The sequence below is a fragment of the Burkholderia sp. MS389 genome, from assembly GCF_016899425.1.
GTDB lineage: Bacteria > Pseudomonadota > Gammaproteobacteria > Burkholderiales > Burkholderiaceae > Burkholderia > Burkholderia sola.
Genome location: NZ_CP045994.1, coordinates 602,796 through 621,477 on the forward strand (window position 1 = coordinate 602,796; position 18,682 = coordinate 621,477).

General features: G+C 67.0%; 16 protein-coding genes. 15 read left to right on the top strand and 1 reads right to left on the bottom strand.

What is annotated here, in order from left to right; all coding sequences use genetic code 11:
- Nucleotides 1-200 precede the first annotated feature (200 nt).
- The gene (locus GJG85_RS02785) at nt 201-1,352 is read right to left on the bottom strand and encodes a porin (RefSeq protein ID WP_089488144.1); all 1,152 of its coding nucleotides are present in this window, start codon (nt 1,350-1,352) and stop codon (nt 201-203) included.
- Between the two features lie 276 nt (nt 1,353-1,628).
- Between GJG85_RS02785 and coq7 the strand changes: the two genes are divergently transcribed.
- From coq7 to ftsA, 15 genes are all read left to right on the top strand, one after another.
- A complete protein-coding gene (coq7, locus tag GJG85_RS02790) occupies nt 1,629-2,255 on the top strand; it encodes a 2-polyprenyl-3-methyl-6-methoxy-1,4-benzoquinone monooxygenase (protein ID WP_050013911.1) in 627 nt (208 codons plus the stop codon).
- Between the two features lie 385 nt (nt 2,256-2,640).
- The gene (gene mraZ / locus GJG85_RS02795) at nt 2,641-3,069 is read left to right on the top strand and encodes a division/cell wall cluster transcriptional repressor MraZ (RefSeq protein WP_006487094.1); all 429 of its coding nucleotides are present in this window, start codon (nt 2,641-2,643) and stop codon (nt 3,067-3,069) included.
- Between the two features lie 23 nt (nt 3,070-3,092).
- Nucleotides 3,093-4,034, top strand: coding sequence for a 16S rRNA (cytosine(1402)-N(4))-methyltransferase RsmH (gene rsmH, locus GJG85_RS02800; RefSeq protein WP_050013910.1), 942 nt, complete (start codon nt 3,093-3,095; stop codon nt 4,032-4,034).
- Nucleotides 4,031-4,372: a cell division protein FtsL gene (ftsL, locus tag GJG85_RS02805; protein ID WP_089488145.1), complete on the top strand. Its 342-nt coding sequence runs from the start codon at nt 4,031-4,033 to the stop codon at nt 4,370-4,372. The genes rsmH and ftsL overlap by 4 nt, the downstream gene beginning before the upstream one ends.
- Complete coding sequence (locus GJG85_RS02810; RefSeq protein WP_050013908.1) at nt 4,369-6,216, top strand: penicillin-binding protein 2; 1,848 nt, start codon at nt 4,369-4,371, stop codon at nt 6,214-6,216. Before ftsL ends, GJG85_RS02810 begins: the two co-directional genes overlap by 4 nt.
- Nucleotides 6,213-7,760, top strand: a complete 1,548-nt coding sequence (locus tag GJG85_RS02815) for a UDP-N-acetylmuramoyl-L-alanyl-D-glutamate--2,6-diaminopimelate ligase (RefSeq protein WP_050013907.1) — start codon at nt 6,213-6,215, stop codon at nt 7,758-7,760. Before GJG85_RS02810 ends, GJG85_RS02815 begins: the two co-directional genes overlap by 4 nt.
- Complete coding sequence (gene murF, locus GJG85_RS02820) at nt 7,757-9,163, top strand: UDP-N-acetylmuramoyl-tripeptide--D-alanyl-D-alanine ligase (protein WP_050013906.1); 1,407 nt, start codon at nt 7,757-7,759, stop codon at nt 9,161-9,163. Before GJG85_RS02815 ends, murF begins: the two co-directional genes overlap by 4 nt.
- A gap of 16 nt (nt 9,164-9,179) precedes the next feature.
- Nucleotides 9,180-10,349, top strand: coding sequence for a phospho-N-acetylmuramoyl-pentapeptide-transferase (mraY, locus tag GJG85_RS02825; protein ID WP_006477019.1), 1,170 nt, complete (start codon nt 9,180-9,182; stop codon nt 10,347-10,349).
- A gap of 28 nt (nt 10,350-10,377) precedes the next feature.
- Nucleotides 10,378-11,886, top strand: a complete 1,509-nt coding sequence (gene murD / locus GJG85_RS02830; protein WP_089488146.1) for a UDP-N-acetylmuramoyl-L-alanine--D-glutamate ligase — start codon at nt 10,378-10,380, stop codon at nt 11,884-11,886.
- The gene (gene ftsW / locus GJG85_RS02835; protein WP_050013904.1) at nt 11,883-13,166 is read left to right on the top strand and encodes a putative lipid II flippase FtsW; all 1,284 of its coding nucleotides are present in this window, start codon (nt 11,883-11,885) and stop codon (nt 13,164-13,166) included. The genes murD and ftsW overlap by 4 nt, the downstream gene beginning before the upstream one ends.
- Nucleotides 13,163-14,266, top strand: coding sequence for an undecaprenyldiphospho-muramoylpentapeptide beta-N-acetylglucosaminyltransferase (gene murG, locus GJG85_RS02840; RefSeq protein ID WP_050013903.1), 1,104 nt, complete (start codon nt 13,163-13,165; stop codon nt 14,264-14,266). The genes ftsW and murG overlap by 4 nt, the downstream gene beginning before the upstream one ends.
- The gene (murC, locus tag GJG85_RS02845; protein ID WP_050013902.1) at nt 14,263-15,660 is read left to right on the top strand and encodes a UDP-N-acetylmuramate--L-alanine ligase; all 1,398 of its coding nucleotides are present in this window, start codon (nt 14,263-14,265) and stop codon (nt 15,658-15,660) included. The genes murG and murC overlap by 4 nt, the downstream gene beginning before the upstream one ends.
- A 1-nt stretch (nt 15,661) precedes the next feature.
- Nucleotides 15,662-16,603, top strand: coding sequence for a D-alanine--D-alanine ligase (locus GJG85_RS02850; RefSeq protein WP_050013901.1), 942 nt, complete (start codon nt 15,662-15,664; stop codon nt 16,601-16,603).
- A gap of 19 nt (nt 16,604-16,622) precedes the next feature.
- Entirely contained in the window at nt 16,623-17,375 is a 753-nt protein-coding gene (locus GJG85_RS02855; protein ID WP_006477014.1) for a cell division protein FtsQ/DivIB, read from the top strand.
- 26 nt (nt 17,376-17,401) lie between these two features.
- Nucleotides 17,402-18,634, top strand: a complete 1,233-nt coding sequence (ftsA, locus tag GJG85_RS02860) for a cell division protein FtsA (RefSeq protein WP_006487138.1) — start codon at nt 17,402-17,404, stop codon at nt 18,632-18,634.
- Nucleotides 18,635-18,682: the final 48 nt, after the last annotated feature.

The window sequence follows — 18,682 nt, forward strand, 5'->3', positions numbered from 1 at the left end:
GCGCCTGTTTCGTGCGAGCGGCGGCACAAGCCTCGCGTTTCGACCTGACGGCCGGGACGGCGTACCGCGACGCGCGTCTACCGCCACCCGCGGACCGATCGATTCACCGCCCGGCCACCAATCGACATCCCCGCCGCGCCAGCAAAGAAAAAGGCGCCCGAAGGCGCCTTCAATATGCTGCGGCTTGTCAGACAAGCTGATTAGAACTTGTGACGGATACCGACGCGTGCTGCGACCTGGTTGCTGGTGCTCGAACCTGCGAGACCGTTGATCGCCGCCGTTGCCTTCAGGACGTTGCCGTTCGAATCGAGCACGTTGCCCGATGCGTGCTGGTACACGCCGATCGCGTACACGTCCGTGCGCTTCGACAGGAAATAGTCGACGCCCAGCGAGCCCTGGTGGTACTTGGCTGCCGAGTTGCCGTCGATCTTGCTGCCTTGCGTGTAGTCGTACGCGGCGCCGAGAATCAACGCCGGGGTCAACTGGTACTTGAAGTTGATTTCGCCGTTGTTGAACGTCGCGGTCTGGTTCACGAACGGGCCTGCCGAGAAGCCCTTGAACTTCGTGTTCGAGTACGTCGCGCCGATCGTCGCTGCGCCGAACGTGTACGCGCCGCCTGCACCGATGACCTGGTACGTGTTCGCGTTGCTCGCGTACGCGCCGTAGACCGGCGACGAGACCGACGACGATGCCGAGCCGTTGTTGAACATGCCGCCGAACTGGTTCGGCGTACGTGCGTTCAAGTAACCGACGCCGAGGACCAGCGGGCCGTTGTTGTAGCCTGCGCCGAGCGACCAGACCTGGTTCTTCGAGAACTGGCCTGCCTGGCCGCCGAAGCTGTACAAGCCGCCGAACGTGAGGCCGCCGTAGTTCTGGCTCGTGAACTTGACCGCGTTGTTCACGCGATACGCGTTGTTGAAGTTGTCGAGGTCGCCCGGGTGAGCGGCGATGTAGCCGCCCCACTGGTCGCCTGCCTCGAGCGGGCCGACGAAGTCGACGACGGAGTCGTACTGACGACCCAGCGTGACCGTACCGTACGGGCTCGACAGGCCGACGTAAGCCTGACGACCGAACATCAGGCCGCCCTGACCGAGCCGGCCGCTGTTCACGTCGAAACCGTTTTCGAGGGTGAAGATCGCCTTCAGGCCGCCACCGAGGTCCTCGGTGCCGCGCAGGCCGAAGCGGCTGCCTTGCATCACGCCGCTCGCCAGGCCGTACAGGTGCTTGCCGCCTGCGTTGTTGTTGAAGAGGAAGCCTTCATCGATGATGCCGTAAAGCGTCACGCTGCTTTGCGCATGAGCAGCGCCAGCGAACGCGCCCAGCGCGACGAGCGCGAGAAGCGACTTTTTCATTAGCGGATCTCCAAGAATCACTGAATTTTTTTGGCGGGGCGGATAGTTATGTTCTGTCGACGGGCCCCATCAACTTCGCAAGAAGTCGCACGTAATGTAGCAAAGCCGGTTTTTGCCACAAAGCGAAATGCTGCAGCTCAACGCCGCCATGTTTCCTTTATGCAACAATGGTTAAAATCACGGGTTAACCGCAATTTCCGCTGAATAATCAAGTCGGTTACGCAGCGGACTCGTGCCCTTGCCGCGCGCAGCGGCATCTGCAGCCAGGAGAACAGGATGGTGTTGGATGAACTGATCAGCGAATTCGATCGCGGCCTGCGATCGCTGACCGGCATTAGCCGGATGAGCCGGCCGGTGCCCGTGCCGGTCGATACGACGGACGTCGAGCTGACGCCCGCCGAGCGCACGCACGCGGCCGGCCTGATGCGCGTGAATCACGTCGGCGAGGTCTGCGCGCAGGCGCTCTACCAGGCGCAGAAGCTCACCGCGCGTACCGCGTCGGCGAAGGCGATGTTCGAGGAGGCCGCGCGCGAGGAGGAGGATCACCTCGCGTGGACCGCGCACCGCCTGAAGGAACTCGATTCGCGCCCGAGCCTGCTGAACCCGCTGTGGTATGCCGGCGCGCTCGCGATCGGTGTGGCGGCCGGCACGCTCGGCGACAAGGTTAGCCTCGGCTTCATGGCGGAGACGGAGCGGCAGGTCGAGAGCCATCTCGAAGGTCACATGTCCGAGCTGCCGGCGACCGACACCGCATCGCGCGCGATCGTCGACCAGATGCGGATCGACGAGGTGAAGCACGGCAAGGCCGCGACCGACGCCGGCGGGATCGAGCTGCCGCTACCCGCGCGGATGCTGATGCGCGCCGCGTCGAAAGTCATGACGCGCACTGCTTACTATCTCTGAGATTTGGCCGGGGTGGCGCAGGACGCCGCCCCGGTTCACCGCCCCCGATACCGTCCGCTCACTCCTCGTTTTCCCGCCCCCGAAAGCCCCGTCCGCACGCCAGTCTGGCCCGTCTTTCTCACGTATCACCTTCACAAGTTGCACTAGCTCATTCATTTATAACGGTTTTTGGAATGAGGGGTCGCATGAGCATGTGCGCGTAAGTCCTTGTTCTAACTAACAAAATTCGTCAAAAAAGCGGGCCGCTCCCTTGACCGTGCCACACCCTTCCTCTAAAGTGGGAGACAGTGTGAGAAAGTGTATTTTTGTGTGATTTAGCCGGCTGTTCCGGCTAAATTCTCAGCATTGAGCGGGTGCTTCGGTGCCCTGAACGGGAGAGCGGAAAGTGTTCCAAGGGGCGTCGGCGCTGACGCTCGATGCGAAAGGGCGGATGTCGGTGCCGGCTCGCTATCGCGAAGCGCTGCAAGGACAGGCAGAAGGACGGGTGACTGTGACCAAGCACCCGGACGGCTGCCTGTTGCTGTTTCCGCGCCCCGAATGGGAAGTGTTCCGCGCCAAGATCGCCGCGCTGCCGATGGACGCGCACTGGTGGCGGCGAATTTTTCTCGGCAATGCGATGGATGTCGATCTCGACAGCGCGGGCCGGATTCTCGTATCGCCCGAGCTGCGCATGGCAGCCGGACTGGAAAAGGAAGTCATGTTGTTGGGAATGGGTAGTCACTTCGAGCTGTGGGATTCGCAGACCTACAACGCGAAGGAGCAGGCGGCGATGGCGCAGGGCATGCCCGACGCGCTGAAGAATTTCACGTTCTGATTGCGGTGACGGAGACGCCCGCGATGGGAAATGAATTGCGGCATCGGACGGTGCTGTTGGATGAGGCGGTCGAGTCGCTCGTGACGCGGCCGGACGGCGTGTATGTCGACGGCACGTTCGGGCGCGGCGGCCATAGCCGCGCGGTGCTCGCGCGGCTGGCGTCGGGCGGGCGGCTGATCGCGTTCGACAAGGATCCGAGGGCGATCGAGACGGCACAGGGCATCGAGGATGCGCGCTTCTCGATCGTGCATGACAGCTTTGCATCGATGCGCGACGCGCTTGCGGCGCGCGGCGTCGAGAAGGTGTCGGGGGTGTTGCTGGACCTGGGCGTGTCCTCGCCGCAGGTGGACGATCCGGCGCGCGGCTTCAGTTTCCGCGCGGATGGTCCGCTGGACATGCGAATGGATCCGACGCGCGGCGAGTCGGCGGCCGAATGGCTCGCGCGGGCATCGGTGCAGGAATTGACGGAGGTGATACGGGATTATGGGGAAGAACGGTTTGCTTTTCAGATTGCAAAGGCGCTTGTTGCTCGCCGGGCAGAGTCCGACCGTCTTGGGCCTCTCGACACCACGGGCGAGCTTGCCCAAATCGTGGGTCACGTCGTCAAAACCCGTGAGAAGGGCAAGGATCCGGCAACCCGCACCTTTCAGGCTATACGGATTCACGTCAATCAAGAGCTTGCGGACCTGCAAGTCGTACTAGACGCGGCACTGTCGTTGCTGGAGCAAGGGGGGCGGCTGGTGGTCATCAGCTTTCATTCACTCGAGGACCGGATCGTCAAGCGATTCATGCAGGCGCACGCGAGTGCGCCTGCGGTCGATCGTCGCCTGCCGATCCGCGCCGTCGACCTGCCGAGCCCGCCGCTCAAGATCATCAGCCGCCAGTTCCCGAGCGAAGCGGAAGTCGCCGCGAATCCGCGCGCCCGCTCGGCCGTGATGCGCATTGCGGAGCGCGTCACGCCATGAGCCGTCTCAATATCTTCCTGCTGATCATCGTGATGGGTTGCGCGCTGTCGGTCGTCAACTCGACGAACCAGCAACGCCAGATCTTCATCCAGCTGCAGCGCGCGCAGTCGCAGGAGCGTCAGCTCCAGCAGGACTACGCGCAGCTTCAATATCAGCAGAGCGCGCTGTCGAAGACGTCGCGCATCGAGCAGCTCGCGAACGATTCGCTGAAAATGCAGCCGATTTCGACCGGTCGCACGCAATACCTGACGCTGCCGGCGGGTGCGGCGAAGGCGATCGACGCGCCGATGGCGGCATCGGCCGACACGGCCGGCAAGGGCAACGGGGGCGCGCGATGAAGCCGTCCCCGAAGCGCCAGAACGTGAAGTTCTCGTCGAGCCCCGTGCTGGGCGTGCATTTGCCGATGTGGCGCTCGAAGCTCGTCGTGTTCCTGCTGTTCATGGCGTTCGTCGCGCTGACCGCCCGGGCGTTCTGGATCCAGGGGCCCGGCAACGCGTTCTATCAGAAGCAGGGCGAAAGCCGCTACCAGCGCACGCTCGAGCTGCCGGCCACGCGCGGCAAGATTCTCGACCGTAACGGGCTCGTGCTCGCGACGAGCTTGCCGGTGCGCGCGATCTGGGCGATTCCGGACGCGGTGCCAGACGATCTCGATACCGACAAGGTCAACCAGCTCGGCAAGCTCCTCGGCATGACGCCGAAGGAACTGCGCGTGAAGCTGTCGCAAGACAAGGGTTTCGTCTACGTGAAGCGCCAGGTGCCGATCGACGTCGCGGACAAGGTCGCCGCGCTCGACATTCCCGGCATCTATCAGCGCAACGAATACAAGCGCTTCTATCCGGAAGGCGAGATCACCGCTCACCTGATCGGTTTCACGAACGTCGAGGACGAAGGGCAGGAAGGCGTCGAACTGGGCGACCAGAAGATGTTGTCCGGCACGTCCGGCATGCGTCGCGTGATCAAGGACCGGATGGGGCACATCATCGAGGATGTCGCCGAGCAGATCCCGCCGCACAACGGCACCGACGTCGACCTGTCGATCGACAGCAAGATCCAGTACATCGCGTACGCGAACCTGAAGGCCGCCGTCGAGAAGTTCAAGGCGAAGGCCGGCGCGGCGATGGTCGTCGACGTGCGGACCGGCGAAGTGCTCGCGCTCGTCAACTACCCGACGTACAACCCGAACGACCGTTCGCGCATGACGGGCGAGCAGTTGCGCAACCGGATCATGACCGACGTGTTCGAGCCGGGCTCGATCATGAAGCCGTTCACCGTGTCGCTCGCGCTCGATCTGCATCGCGTGACGCCGAACACGCTCGTCGAGACGGGCAACGGGCACTTCGTGCTCGACGGCGCGCCGATCACCGACGACGCGGGTTTCGGCACGCTGACGGTCGGCGGCGTGATCCAGAAGTCGAGCAACATCGGCGCGACGAAGATCGCGATGACGATGCGGCCCGAGGAAATGTGGAATATGTATACGAGCATCGGCCTCGGCCAGGCGCCGAAGGTCGGGTTCCCGGGCGCGGTGGCCGGCCGACTGCGTCCGTGGAAGAGCTGGCGCCGCATCGAGCAGGCGACGATGTCGTACGGCTATGGCCTGTCGGTGTCGCTGTTCCAGCTCGCCCGCGCGTACACGGCGATCGCGCACGACGGCGAGCTGATGCCCGTGACCATTTTCAAGACCGACCCCAATCAGCCGATCGCGGGCACGCAGGTGTTCAATCCGACCACCGCGCGCGAAGTGCGCGCGATGCTCGAGACGGTGGTCGCGCCGGGCGGCACGTCGCCGGATGCGGCCGTGCCGGGCTACCGCGTCGGCGGCAAGAGCGGTACCGCATACAAACATGAAGGTCACGGCTACACGCGCAAATACCGCGCGTCGTTCGTCGGGATGGCGCCGATGCCGAATCCGCGCGTCGTGATCGCGGTGTCGGTCGACGAGCCGACTGCCGGCAGCCACTTCGGCGGCCAGGTGTCGGGCCCCGTATTCTCGGCGATCGCCGGCGACACGATGCGTGCGCTGAACGTCCCGCCGAACATGCCGATCAAGCAGCTCGTCGTGTCCGACGATTCGCCGGAATCTGCTACCGCAAAGGGCCCGCAAAAGCTGGCCGCGGGCAGCGGTGCGAAGCATATGATCGTATCCAGCACGACACGTAATTCACCAGGAGTGGTTCGATGAGCGCCGCCCGCAGTTCCCATCCGGCGCATCAGCAGATCGCAGCCGCGCTCGCGTGGTTGCGTCAGCATGTGACCCCCGCGGCGCAACTGCATGCGGACACGCGCAGCCTGAAGGCTGGCGACGTGTTCGTCGCGTATGCGGTCGACGGGGCAGATAACCGCGCGTTCATGGCCGACGCCGTCGCACGCGGTGCGGCCGCCGTGCTGTATCAGCCGGAAGGGCTGAGCGCGGCACCGGCCGCGCCGGCCGTACCCGTCGCGCTCGCGGTGCCGGCGCTCGACCAGCTCGCCGGCGAGATCGCCAGCGGCTGGTACGGCGATCCGAGCGACAGCCTGTTCGCGATCGGCGTCACCGGCACGAACGGCAAGACGTCGTGCACGCAATGGATCGCCACCGCGCTGACGGCGTTGCACCAGCCGTGCGCGGTGATCGGCACCCTCGGCAGCGGGATGCCCGGCCAGCTCGTGCCGACCGGCTTCACGACGCCCGACGCGCCGCAACTTCAGCGCAGCCTTGCGCAGTTGCGCGGCGCGGGCGCGCAGGCCGTCGCGATGGAGGTGTCGTCGCACGCGCTGCACCAGGGGCGCGTGAACGGGACGGCGTTCGACATCGCGGTGTTGACGAACCTCACGCAGGATCACCTCGACTATCACGGCACGTTGGATGCGTACGAGGCGGCGAAGGCGAAGCTGTTCGCGTGGCGCGGTTTGCGCGCGGCGGTGATCAACCGCGACGACGCAGCGGGCCGTCGCCTGCTCGAGAAGCTGGCCGGCCGTGTGCGCACGATCGCGTATGGGATCGGCGACGTGCCGGCGCCCGACGCCGATCGCGAGCTGATCGCGCTCGACGTGCGCGCGACCGCGACCGGCACCGCTTTCCGCTTGCGTTCGTCGTGGGGCGACGCGGACGTCGAGGTCGGCACGCTCGGCACGTTCAACGTCAGCAACCTGCTCGCGGTACTCGGCTCGCTGCTCGCGGCCGACGTGCCGTTCGACGCGGCCCTCGGCGAAATCGAGCGGCTCGAGTCGGTCAACGGCCGGATGCAGCGGCTCGGCGGCCGGCTGCAGAACGACGAGCCGCTCGTCGTGATCGACTACGCGCATACGCCGGACGCGCTCGAAAAGACGCTCGACGCGCTGCGCCCGATCGCCGCGGCGCGCGGCGGCCGGCTCGTCTGCATGTTCGGCTGCGGCGGCGATCGCGATGCGACGAAGCGTCCGCTGATGGGCGCGATCGCGGAGCGGCTCGCCGATGAAACCGTCGTCACGAGCGACAACCCGCGCAGCGAGGATCCGCAGCGCATCATCGACCAGGTCGTCGCGGGCATGACCGCGCCCGATCGCGCACGCCGGATCGAGGATCGCGCGAGCGCGATCCTGCAGGCCGTGCGCGGCGCCGCTCGCGAGGACGTCGTCGTGCTGGCCGGCAAGGGCCACGAGGCCACGCAGGAAATCATGGGCAAGAAGCGCACGTTCTCCGATCAGGATCATGCAAGGCTCGCGCTCGCCGCGCGCGCGACGCACGGCAAGGGAGGCGCCGAATGACGATGCTCAGTCTCGGCGAAGCCGGCCGCCTGATTCCCGGCGCCACCGTCCACGGCGACGCGGGCGTCACGTTCGACCGCGTGTCGACCGATAGCCGTACGGTCGGCCCGGGCGACCTGTTCGTCGCGCTGAAAGGCGAGCGCTTCGACGCGCACGATTTCCTCGGCGACGTCGCCGCGCGCGGGGCGACCGCCGCGCTCGTCGCGCACGCGCCCGCAGGCGTCGCGATGCCGATGATCGAAGGCGGCGAAACGCGTGCCGCGCTCGGTGCGCTCGCGCACGGCTGGCGGATGCGATTCCCGCTGCCGCTGGTCGCGGTGACGGGCAGCAACGGCAAGACGACCGTCAAGGAAATGATCGCGTCGATCTTCGCGGCGGCGGTCGGCGCCGACGCGCGGCTCGCGACGGCCGGCAACCTGAACAACGACGTCGGCCTGCCGCTGACGCTGCTGCGCTTGTCGGCCGTGCATCGTCTCGCGGTGATCGAGATCGGCATGAACCACCCGGGCGAAACCGACGTCCTCGCGCGTCTGACCGCGCCGACGGTCGCGCTCGTCAACAACGCGCAGCGCGAGCACCAGGAATTCATGGCGACGGTCGAAGCCGTCGCGCTCGAACACGCGGCCGTGATCCACGCGCTGCCGCCGGACGGCGTCGCGGTGTTCCCCGCCGACGACGCGTACGCGGGCATCTGGCGCGTTGCGGCGACCGGCAACCGGATCCTCGATTTCGCGCTGCACGACGTCGAACGGCAGAACGACGCGCAGGTGGTCGGCCGCGTGCACGGCGGCGAGCTCGCGATCGACACGCCGGCGGGCGCCGTCACGGTCCGGCTGCGTGCGCTTGGCGAGCACAACGCGCGCAACGCGCTGGCAGCGACGGCCGCGGCGCTCGGCGCCGGCGTCGCGCTGTCGGCGATCCGGCAGGGGCTCGAAGCGTTCGAACCGGTCAAGGGCCGGCTGCAGGTGAAGCAGGCGAGCGTCGGCAGCCTCGCGGGCGCGACGGTCGTCGACGATACGTACAACGCGAACCCCGATTCGATGCGTGCCGCGATCGACGTACTCGCCGCGCATCCGGCGCCGCGCGTGCTGGTGATCGGCGACATGGGCGAAGTCGGCGACGAAGGGCCGGCATTCCACCGCGAGGTCGGCGCGTACGCGCGCGAACGCGGGATCGACGCGCTGTTCGCGCTCGGCGACGCATCGCGCGACGCGTGCACCGCCTACGGCGACACGGCACGCCATTTCGGCGACGTCGACGCGCTCGTGTCGGCGCTGCTCGCGGCCGGTTACGGCGCGCAGGCGACGGTGCTCGTGAAGGGCTCGCGGTACATGAAGATGGAGCGCGTGGTCGACGCGCTGACGAACCAACCCGCGACGGGCACCGTGCCCGCCGCACACTGAGTAGAAGGAAGGAAGCATGCTGCTGGCGCTGGCGCAATGGCTGCAAGGAGACGCAAGCTTTTTGCGCTTGTTCACGTACCTCACGTTCCGGGCGGTGATGGCCACCATCACCGCGCTGGGGATCGGGCTCGTGTGCGGACCGTGGGTGATTCGCAAGCTGACGCAAATGAAGGTCGGGCAGGCCGTGCGCAAGGACGGCCCGCAGACCCACCTCGTCAAGTCCGGCACGCCGACGATGGGCGGCGTGCTGATCCTGATCGGCATCGCGGTCGCGACGCTGCTGTGGGGTGACCTGACGAACCGGTTCATCTGGATCGTGATGCTCGTCACGTTCGGCTTCGGCGTAATTGGCTGGGTCGACGATTACCGCAAGGTCGTCCACAAGGATCCGCGCGGGATGTCGTCGCGCGAGAAGTATTTCTGGCAGTCGGTGATCGGGCTGTTCGCGGCCGTCTATCTCGCGTTCAGCGTGTCCGAGGCGAACAACGTACGCGTGTTCGACCTGTTCATGGCATGGGTGAGGAGCGGCCTGTCGATGGGGCTGCCGGCGCGTGCCGACCTGATGCTGCCGTTCCTGAAGTCGATCAGCTACCCGCTCGGCGTATGGGGCTTCATCGTGCTGACCTACTTCGTGATCGTCGGCGCGAGCAACGCGGTGAACCTGACCGACGGCCTCGACGGCCTCGTGATCATGCCGGTCGTGCTGGTCGGCGCGTCGCTCGGCGTGTTCGCGTACGTGATGGGTAGCGCGGTCTATTCAAAATATTTGCTGTTCCCGCACATCCCGGGCGCGGGCGAACTGCTGATCTTCTGTTCCGCGATGGGCGGGGCCGGGCTCGCGTTCCTCTGGTACAACACGCACCCCGCGCAGGTGTTCATGGGCGACGTCGGCGCGCTGGCGCTGGGCGGCGCGCTCGGCACGGTCGCGGTGATCGTGCGCCAGGAAATCGTGCTGTTCATCATGGGCGGCATCTTCGTCGCGGAAACGCTGTCGGTGATGCTGCAGGTGTCGTGGTTCAAGTACACGAAGAAGCGTTACGGCGAAGGGCGGCGCCTGCTGAAGATGGCGCCGCTGCATCACCATTTCGAATTGTCCGGCTGGAAGGAAACGCAGGTGGTCGTGCGTTTCTGGATCATCACCCTGATGTTGTGCCTGTTCGGTCTGACCACCCTCAAGCTGCGGTAAAGGAAAGGTAACAAGGATGTCTGGCGAGATGTTTGGAGATCGGCAACGGCCGATGGTGCTCGTACTGGGGCTCGGGGAATCGGGTCTCGCGATCGCGCGATGGTGCGCGAGGCACGGGTGCCGGCTGCGCATTGCCGATACCCGCGAGGCGCCGCCGAACCTTGCCGCGCTGCAGGCCGAAGGCATCGATGCGGAGTTCGTTGGCGGGGCGTTCACGCCCGCGCTGCTCGACGGCGGCGTCGAGATCGTCGGGCTGAGCCCCGGGCTGTCGCCGCTCGAACCCGCACTCGCGGCGCTGGTCGCGGCCGCGAACGAGCGCGGTGTCGCGGTCTGGGGCGAGCTGGAATTCTTCGCGCAGGCGCTGCGCGCGCTCGGCACGAGCGGCTACCAGCCGAAGGTGCTCGCGATCACCGGCACCAACGGCAAGACCACGACCACGAGCCTCACGGGCTTGCTGTGCCACCGCTCGGGCAAGCAGGTCGCGGTCGCGGGCAACATCAGCCCGGCGATGCTCGATCGGCTCGCGAGCGCGATCGACGAAACCGCGCTGCCCGACGTCTGGGTACTCGAACTGTCGAGCTTCCAGCTCGAGACCGCGCGCACGTTCGCGCCCGATGCGGCCGCGATCCTCAACATCACGCAGGACCACCTCGACTGGCACGGCAGCTTCGACGCGTACGCGCAGGCAAAGGGCCGGATCTTCGGCGCGACGACGACGCGCGTACTGAACCGCGACGACGCGGCCGTGATGAAGTTCGCGCCGGCAGCCGGCGCGGCCGACGCACCGCGCACGGTCACGTTCGGCCTGAACGAACCGACGCAGGACGGCGACTACGGGCTGTCGCGCGACAAAGGCATCGCGTGGCTCGTGGAAGCCGTCGATCGCGACGCGCCGGATGAAGCGACGACGACCCGCCGGCGCAAGCGCGACGCGCATACGCCCGACATCGCGCAGAAGCGCCTGATGCCGGCCGACGCGCTGCGCATCCGCGGGCTGCACAACGCGGCGAACGCGCTGGCCGCGTTCGCGCTCGCGCGGGCGATCGACCTGCCCGCCGCGCCGCTGCTGCACGCACTGCGCGAATACCGCGGCGAAGCGCATCGCGTCGAGGTGATCGCGACGATCGACGACGTCGACTACGTCGACGACAGCAAGGGCACGAACGTCGGCGCGACGGTGGCCGCGCTCGACGGACTCGCGCAGAAGATCGTGCTGATCGCGGGCGGCGACGGCAAGGGGCAGGATTTCGCGCCGCTGGTCGCGCCGGTCGCGCGCTGGTGTCGCGCGGTGATGCTGATCGGCCGCGACGCGCCGGCGATCCGCGACACGCTCGCCGAAACGGGCGTGCCGCTTTCCGACCACGCGACGCTCGAAGGCGCGGTGCACGCGGCGGCCGAGCTGGCCGAGCCGGGCGATGCGGTGCTGCTGTCGCCCGCGTGCGCGAGCCTCGACATGTTCAGGAACTACGCCCATCGCGCGGAAGTGTTCCGCGCGGCGGTGGATGAAGTCGCCATCGACAAAGGAGCGACGTCATGAGCTGGTCCGATCGCCTCGTCTCCCGTTTCAACGACCGGCGCGACACCGGCGGCAATGCCGCGGGCGGCCGCGTCGCATCGGCCACGCGCGCCGCGACGGGCGGCCTCGCGAGCGTCGTCAACGGCGTGCGTCCGAGCCGTTCGCGGATGCTCGATTTCGACTATTCGCTGCTGTGGGTCGCGATCGCGCTGCTCGGGCTCGGCGTCGTGATGGTGTATTCGGCGTCGATCGCGATGCCCGATTCGCCGAAATACGCGTCGTATCACGATTACGCGTTCCTGATGCGCCACTGCGTGTCGCTTACCGTCGCGTTCATCGCGGCGGTGGTTGCGTTCCGCGTGCCGGTGTCGACCTGGGATAAATACGCGCCGCATCTGTTCCTGATCGCGCTGGTCGGCCTCGTGATCGTGCTGATCCCGCACGTCGGCAAGGGCGTGAACGGTGCGCGCCGCTGGATTCCGCTCGGCATCACGAACATGCAGCCGTCGGAAATCATGAAGCTCGCGGTGACGATCTACGCGGCGAACTACACGGTGCGCAAGCAGGAATACATGCAGAGCTTCGCGAAGGGCTTCCTGCCGATGGCGTTCGCGGTCGGCCTCGTCGGCGCGCTGCTGCTGCTCGAGCCGGACATGGGCGCGTTCATGGTGGTCGCCGCGATCGCGATGGGCGTGCTGTTTCTCGGCGGCGTGAACGGCAAGCTGTTCGGCGGCCTCGTCGCGACGGCGGTCGGCACGTTCACGATGCTTGTGTGGCTGTCGCCGTGGCGTCGCGAGCGGATCTTCGCGTATCTCGATCCGTGGGACGAGCGCTACGCGCAAGGCAAGGCCTATCAGCTCACGCACTCGCTGATCGCGTTCGGCCGCGGCGAGTGGTTCGGCGTCGGCCTCGGCGGCAGCGTCGAGAAGCTGAATTACCTGCCGGAAGCGCATACCGACTTCATCCTCGCGGTGATCGGCGAGGAACTCGGCTTCGTCGGCGTGCTGGTCGTGATCCTGCTGTTCTACTGGATCGTGCGCCGTGCGTTCGAAATCGGCCGCCAGGCGCTCGCGCTCGATCGCACGTTCGCGGGCCTGATGGCGAAGGGCATCGGCATCTGGTTCGGCGCGCAGACGTTCATCAACATGGGCGTGAACCTCGGGCTGCTGCCGACCAAGGGGCTGACGCTGCCGCTCGTGAGCTACGGCGGTTCGGGCATTTTGCTGAACTGCGTCGCGCTCGCGGTGCTGCTGCGCGTGGATTACGAGAACCGGGTGCTGATGCGCGGAGGGAAGGTATGACCGCGTCGCAACGCACGCTGATGGTGATGGCAGGCGGCACCGGGGGCCACGTGTTCCCGGGGCTCGCGGTCGCGCACCGGATGGAGGCGGCGGGCTGGCGCGTCGTATGGCTCGGCAATCCGGCCGGGATGGAAGCGACGCTCGTGCCGAAGCACGGCATTCCGATGGAGTACGTGCGGTTCGGCGGGCTGCGCGGCAAGGGCCTGAAGACCAAGCTGACGCTGCCGGTCAACCTGCTGCGCGCATGCTGGCAGAGCCTCGGCGCGCTGCGCCGCGTGCGGCCGGACGTCGTGCTCGGGATGGGCGGCTACATCACGTTCCCGGCGGGCGTGATGACCGCGCTGTCGGGGCGTCCGCTCGTGCTGCACGAACAGAACTCGATCGCCGGCCTGACGAACAAGGTGCTCGCGAAACTCGCGAAGCGCGTGCTCGTCGCGTTCCCCGGCGCGCTGCCGCACGCGGAATGGACGGGTAACCCGATTCGCGCGGAACTTGCGCACACGGAACCGCCCCAAGCACGCTATGCGTCGCGCAGCGGCCCGTTGAACGTGCTGGTCGTCGGCGGCAGCCTTGGGGCCGCCGCGCTGAACGAAGTCGTGCCGCGCGCGCTGGCGCTGCTGGCGCCGGGCGAGCGCCCGCGCGTCGTGCACCAGGCGGGCGTGAAGCACATCGAAGCATTGAAGGCGAATTACGAAGCGGCCGGTTTCGCGGCCGGCGAAGACGTGCGGCTCGTGCCGTTCATCGACGACATGGCGGCCGCGTATGCGGCGGCGGATCTGGTGATCTGCCGGTCGGGCGCGATGACGGTGTCGGAGATCGCGGCGGTGGGCGTGGCGGCGCTGTTCGTGCCGTTCCCGTACGCGGTCGACGATCACCAGACGACCAACGCCGCGTTCCTCGCCGATGCGGGCGCGGCCGTGCTGGTGCAACAACGCGACCTGTCGGCGGAACTGCTCGCCGACTGGCTGCGCAGCCAGTCGCGTGCATCGCTCGCGGAGATGGCGGAACGTTCGCGCTCGCTCGCGAAGCCCGAGGCCACCGACGAAGTCGCGCGCGTGTGCGCGAAGGCGGCCGGCGCGAACCTGGAACAACTGCAATGAAACACATCGTCAAACACATTCATTTCGTCGGGATCGGCGGCGCGGGCATGAGCGGCATCGCCGAAGTGCTCGTCAACCTCGGCTACGAGGTCAGCGGCTCCGACCTGTCGCGCAATGCGGTGACCGATCGCCTCGAGGCGCTGGGCGCGCGGGTCGCGATCGGCCACGACGCGGCGAACATCGAGGGCGCGAACGCGGTCGTCGTGTCGACGGCCGTGCGCTCGGACAACCCGGAAGTGCTGGCCGCGCGCCACCAGGGCGTGCCGATCGTGCAGCGCGCGGTGATGCTGGCCGAGCTGATGCGCCTGAAGCAGGGCATCGCGATCGCCGGCACGCATGGCAAGACCACGACGACGAGCCTCGTCGCGAGCGTGCTCGCGGCGGGCGGGCTGGACCCGACCTTCGTGATCGGCGGCCGGCTGATCAGCGCCGGCGCGAACGCACGGCTCGGCACGGGCGACTTCATCGTCGCCGAGGCCGACGAGTCGGATGCGTCGTTCCTGAACCTGTATCCGGTGATCGAAGTCATCACGAACATCGATGCCGACCACATGGACACCTACGGCCACGATTTCGCGCGGCTGAAGCAGGCGTTCATCGAATTCACGCAGCGCCTGCCGTTCTACGGCAGCGCGGTCGTGTGCGTCGACGATCCGAACGTGCGGCAGATCATCCCGTTCATCTCGAAGCCGGTCGTGCGCTACGGCCTGTCGCCGGACGCGCAGGTGCGCGCGGAAGACATCGACGCGCGCGACGGCCGGATGCACTTCACGGTGATCCGCGAAGGGCGTGCGCCGCTCGCGGTCGTGCTGAACATGCCGGGTCTGCACAACGTGCAGAACGCGCTCGCGGCGATCGCGATCGCGACCGATCTCGGCGTGTCGGACGACGCGATCCAGCTGGCGCTGGCGGAATTCAACGGCGTCGGCCGGCGCTTCCAGCGTTACGGCGACGTGCCGAGCGCGGACGGCGGCCAGTACACGCTGATCGACGATTACGGTCATCACCCGGTCGAGATGGCAGCGACGATCGCGGCCGCGCGCGGCGCGTTCCCGGGCCGCCGCCTCGTGCTGGCGTTCCAGCCGCACCGCTACACGCGCACGCGCGACTGCTTCGACGATTTCGTCAACGTGCTGTCGACGGTCGATGCGCTGGTGCTGACGGAAGTCTACGCGGCCGGCGAGGCCGCGATCCCGACGGCCAGCGGCGACGCGCTGTCGCGTGCGCTGCGCACGGCGGGGAAGGTCGACCCGGTGTTCGTCGCGACGGTCGACGACGTGCCGGACGCATTGGCGAAGGTCGCGCAGAACGGCGACGTGGTGATCACGATGGGCGCGGGTTCGATCGGCGGCGTGCCGGCGAAGGTCGTGCAGAACACGCAACAGAAGGGATGACATGAGCGGGATCGATCCGAAACGTTTCGGCAAGGTGGCGGTGTTGTTCGGCGGCGAATCCGCCGAGCGCGAGGTGTCGCTCACCTCGGGCCGCCTCGTGCTGCAGGGCCTGCGCGACGCAGGCGTCGACGCGCATCCGTTCGACCCGGCCGAGCGGCCGCTGTCGGCGCTGAAGGACGAAGGCTTCGTGCGCGCGTTCAACGCGCTGCACGGCGGCTACGGCGAGAACGGCCAGATCCAGGGCGCGCTCGATTTCTACGGGATCCGCTACACGGGCAGCGGCGTACTCGGGTCGGCGCTCGGCCTCGACAAGTTCCGCACGAAGCTCGTGTGGCAGCAGACGGGCGTGCCGACACCGCCGTTCGAGACGGTGATGCGCGGTGACGACTACGCGGCGCGCGCGACGGAGATCGTCGCGAAGCTCGGCCTGCCGCTGTTCGTGAAGCCGGCGAGTGAAGGTTCGAGCGTTGCGGTGTTGAAGGTGAAGACGGCCGACGCGTTGCCCGCCGCACTGTCGGAAGCCGCGACGCACGACAAGATCGTGATCGTCGAGAAGAGCATCGAAGGCGGCGGCGAATACACCGCGTGCATCGCCGGCGATCTCGACCTGCCGCTGATCAAGATCGTGCCGGCCGGCGAGTTCTACGACTATCACGCGAAGTACGTCGCCGACGATACGCAGTACCTGATCCCGTGCGGCCTGCCGGCGGAACAGGAAGCGGAACTGAAGCGCATCGCGCGCCGCGCGTTCGACGTGCTCGGCTGCACCGACTGGGGGCGCGCGGATTTCATGGTCGACGCGGCCGGCAATGCGTATTTCCTGGAAGTGAACACGGCCCCCGGGATGACCGACCACTCGCTGCCGCCGAAGGCCGCGCGCGCGGTCGGCATCGGCTATTCGGAGCTGGTCGTGAAGGTGCTGTCGCTCACGCTCAACGACTGACGCAGGAACGGAACGACGTATGTGGAACAACGTTCGCCAACTCAACCTTGCCGCCAGCGCGCTGTACGCGCTGCTGCTGCTCGTGTTGGCGGCGGCCGGCTGCTACTGGCTGATCCAGCGCCCGACGTTCGCGCTGCGGGAGATCCGGATCGACGGCGACACCGAGCACATCAATTCGCCCACGGTGCGCGCGGGCGTGGTCGGCCGGCTGAAGGGCAATTTCTTCACGGTCGATCTCGATACGGCGCGCGCGGCGTTCGAGCAGATGCCGTGGGTGCGTCACGCGAGCGTGCGCCGGGTGTGGCCGAATGCGCTGGCTGTCACGCTCGAGGAGTACAAACCGCTCGGGACCTGGGGCAGCGATCAGTTGGTGAGCGTCGACGGCGAGCTGTTCACCGCGAACCAGGGCGAGCTGGAGCAGGAACTGCCGGCGTTCGACGGCCCGGAAGGCAGTGCGAAGGAAGTCGTCACGCGGTATCGCGACTTCGGGAAATGGTTCGCGCCGCTGAAGGCGGCGCCGGAAGAAGTGACGCTGTCGGCGCGGTACGCGTGGACGGTGAAGCTGTCGAACGGCATGCAGGTCGAGCTGGGCAAGGAACGCAACAGCGACACGCTGCATGACCGGAGCCAGCGTCTGGTCGCCGCGTGGCCGGCCGTCACGGAGCGTTGGGGCAACGACATCGAGTACGCGGACCTGCGCTATCCGAACGGATTCGCGATTCGCGCGGCAGGCATGCGGTTCCTGACCGATACCGACAAGCGCAAGAAGTAACGAGAGATCACACGCAAGAGCACTTTATGAGCAAAGACTACAAGGATCTGCTGGTTTCCCTCGACATCGGCACGTCGAAGGTGGTGGCCATCGTCGCCGAGCTGAAGGGCGAGGGTCACTACGAGGTGATCGGTCTCGGCCAGAGCGAGTCGAAGGGTCTGAAGAAAGGTGTGGTGGTCAACATCGAGGCCACCGTGCAGTCGATCCAGCGCGCGCTCGAGGAAGCCGAGCTGATGGCCGACTGCAAGATCACCAACGTGTTCACCGGGATCGCGGGCAGTCACATCCGCAGCTTCAACTCGAGCGGGATGGTCGCGATCAAGGACAAGGAAGTCACGCAGACGGACGTCGCGCGCGTGATCGAGACCGCGAAGGCGATCAACATCCCGACCGACCAGCAGGTGCTGCACATCCTCACGCAGGAATTCATCATCGACGGCCAGGAAGACGTGCGCGAGCCGATCGGGATGAGCGGCATCCGGCTGGAAGTGAAGGTGCACATCGTGACGGGCGCGGTGAGCGCCGCGCAGAACATCGTCAAGTGCGTGCGCCGCTGCGGGCTGGAAGTGAACGACCTGATCCTGCAGCCGCTCGCGTCGTCGCTGGCGGTGCTGACCGAAGACGAGAAGGATCTCGGCGTGGTGCTGGTCGACATCGGCGGCGGCACGACCGACATCGCGATCTTCGCCGAAGGCGCGATCCGCCACACGGCGGTGATTCCGATCGCTGGCGACCAGATCACGAGCGACATCGCGATGGCGCTGCGCACGCCGACGCCGGATGCGGAAGACATCAAGGTCGGCTACGGGATCGCGAAGCAGGCGCTTGCCGATCCGGACGAAATGGTGGAAGTGCCGGGCCTCGGCGAACGCGGCCCGCGCACGCTGTCGCGCCAGGCGCTCGCGGCCGTGATCGAGCCGCGCGTCGAGGAACTGTTCTCGCTCGTGCAGCAGGTCGTGCGCGAATCGGGTTACGAAGAACTCCTGAGCTCCGGCGTGGTCATTACCGGCGGCGCGTCGATGATGCCGGGCATGGTCGAGCTCGGCGAAGACATTTTCCTGAAGCCGGTGCGCATCGGTGCGCCGGAATATGCAGGCGGCCTGTCCGACGTCGTGCGCAATCCGCGCTACTCGACGGCGATGGGGCTGCTCGTCGAAGGCAGTGCGCAGCGCATGCGCGGCCGCAAGGTCGCCGTGCAGTCCGGCAACGCGGGGCAGGTGTTCTCGCGGATGAAGGAATGGTTCCTGAGCAACTTCTGAAATACCGAATCGAAATTCGCGCTGGTGCCGGCGGCTGGCGCGCGACAG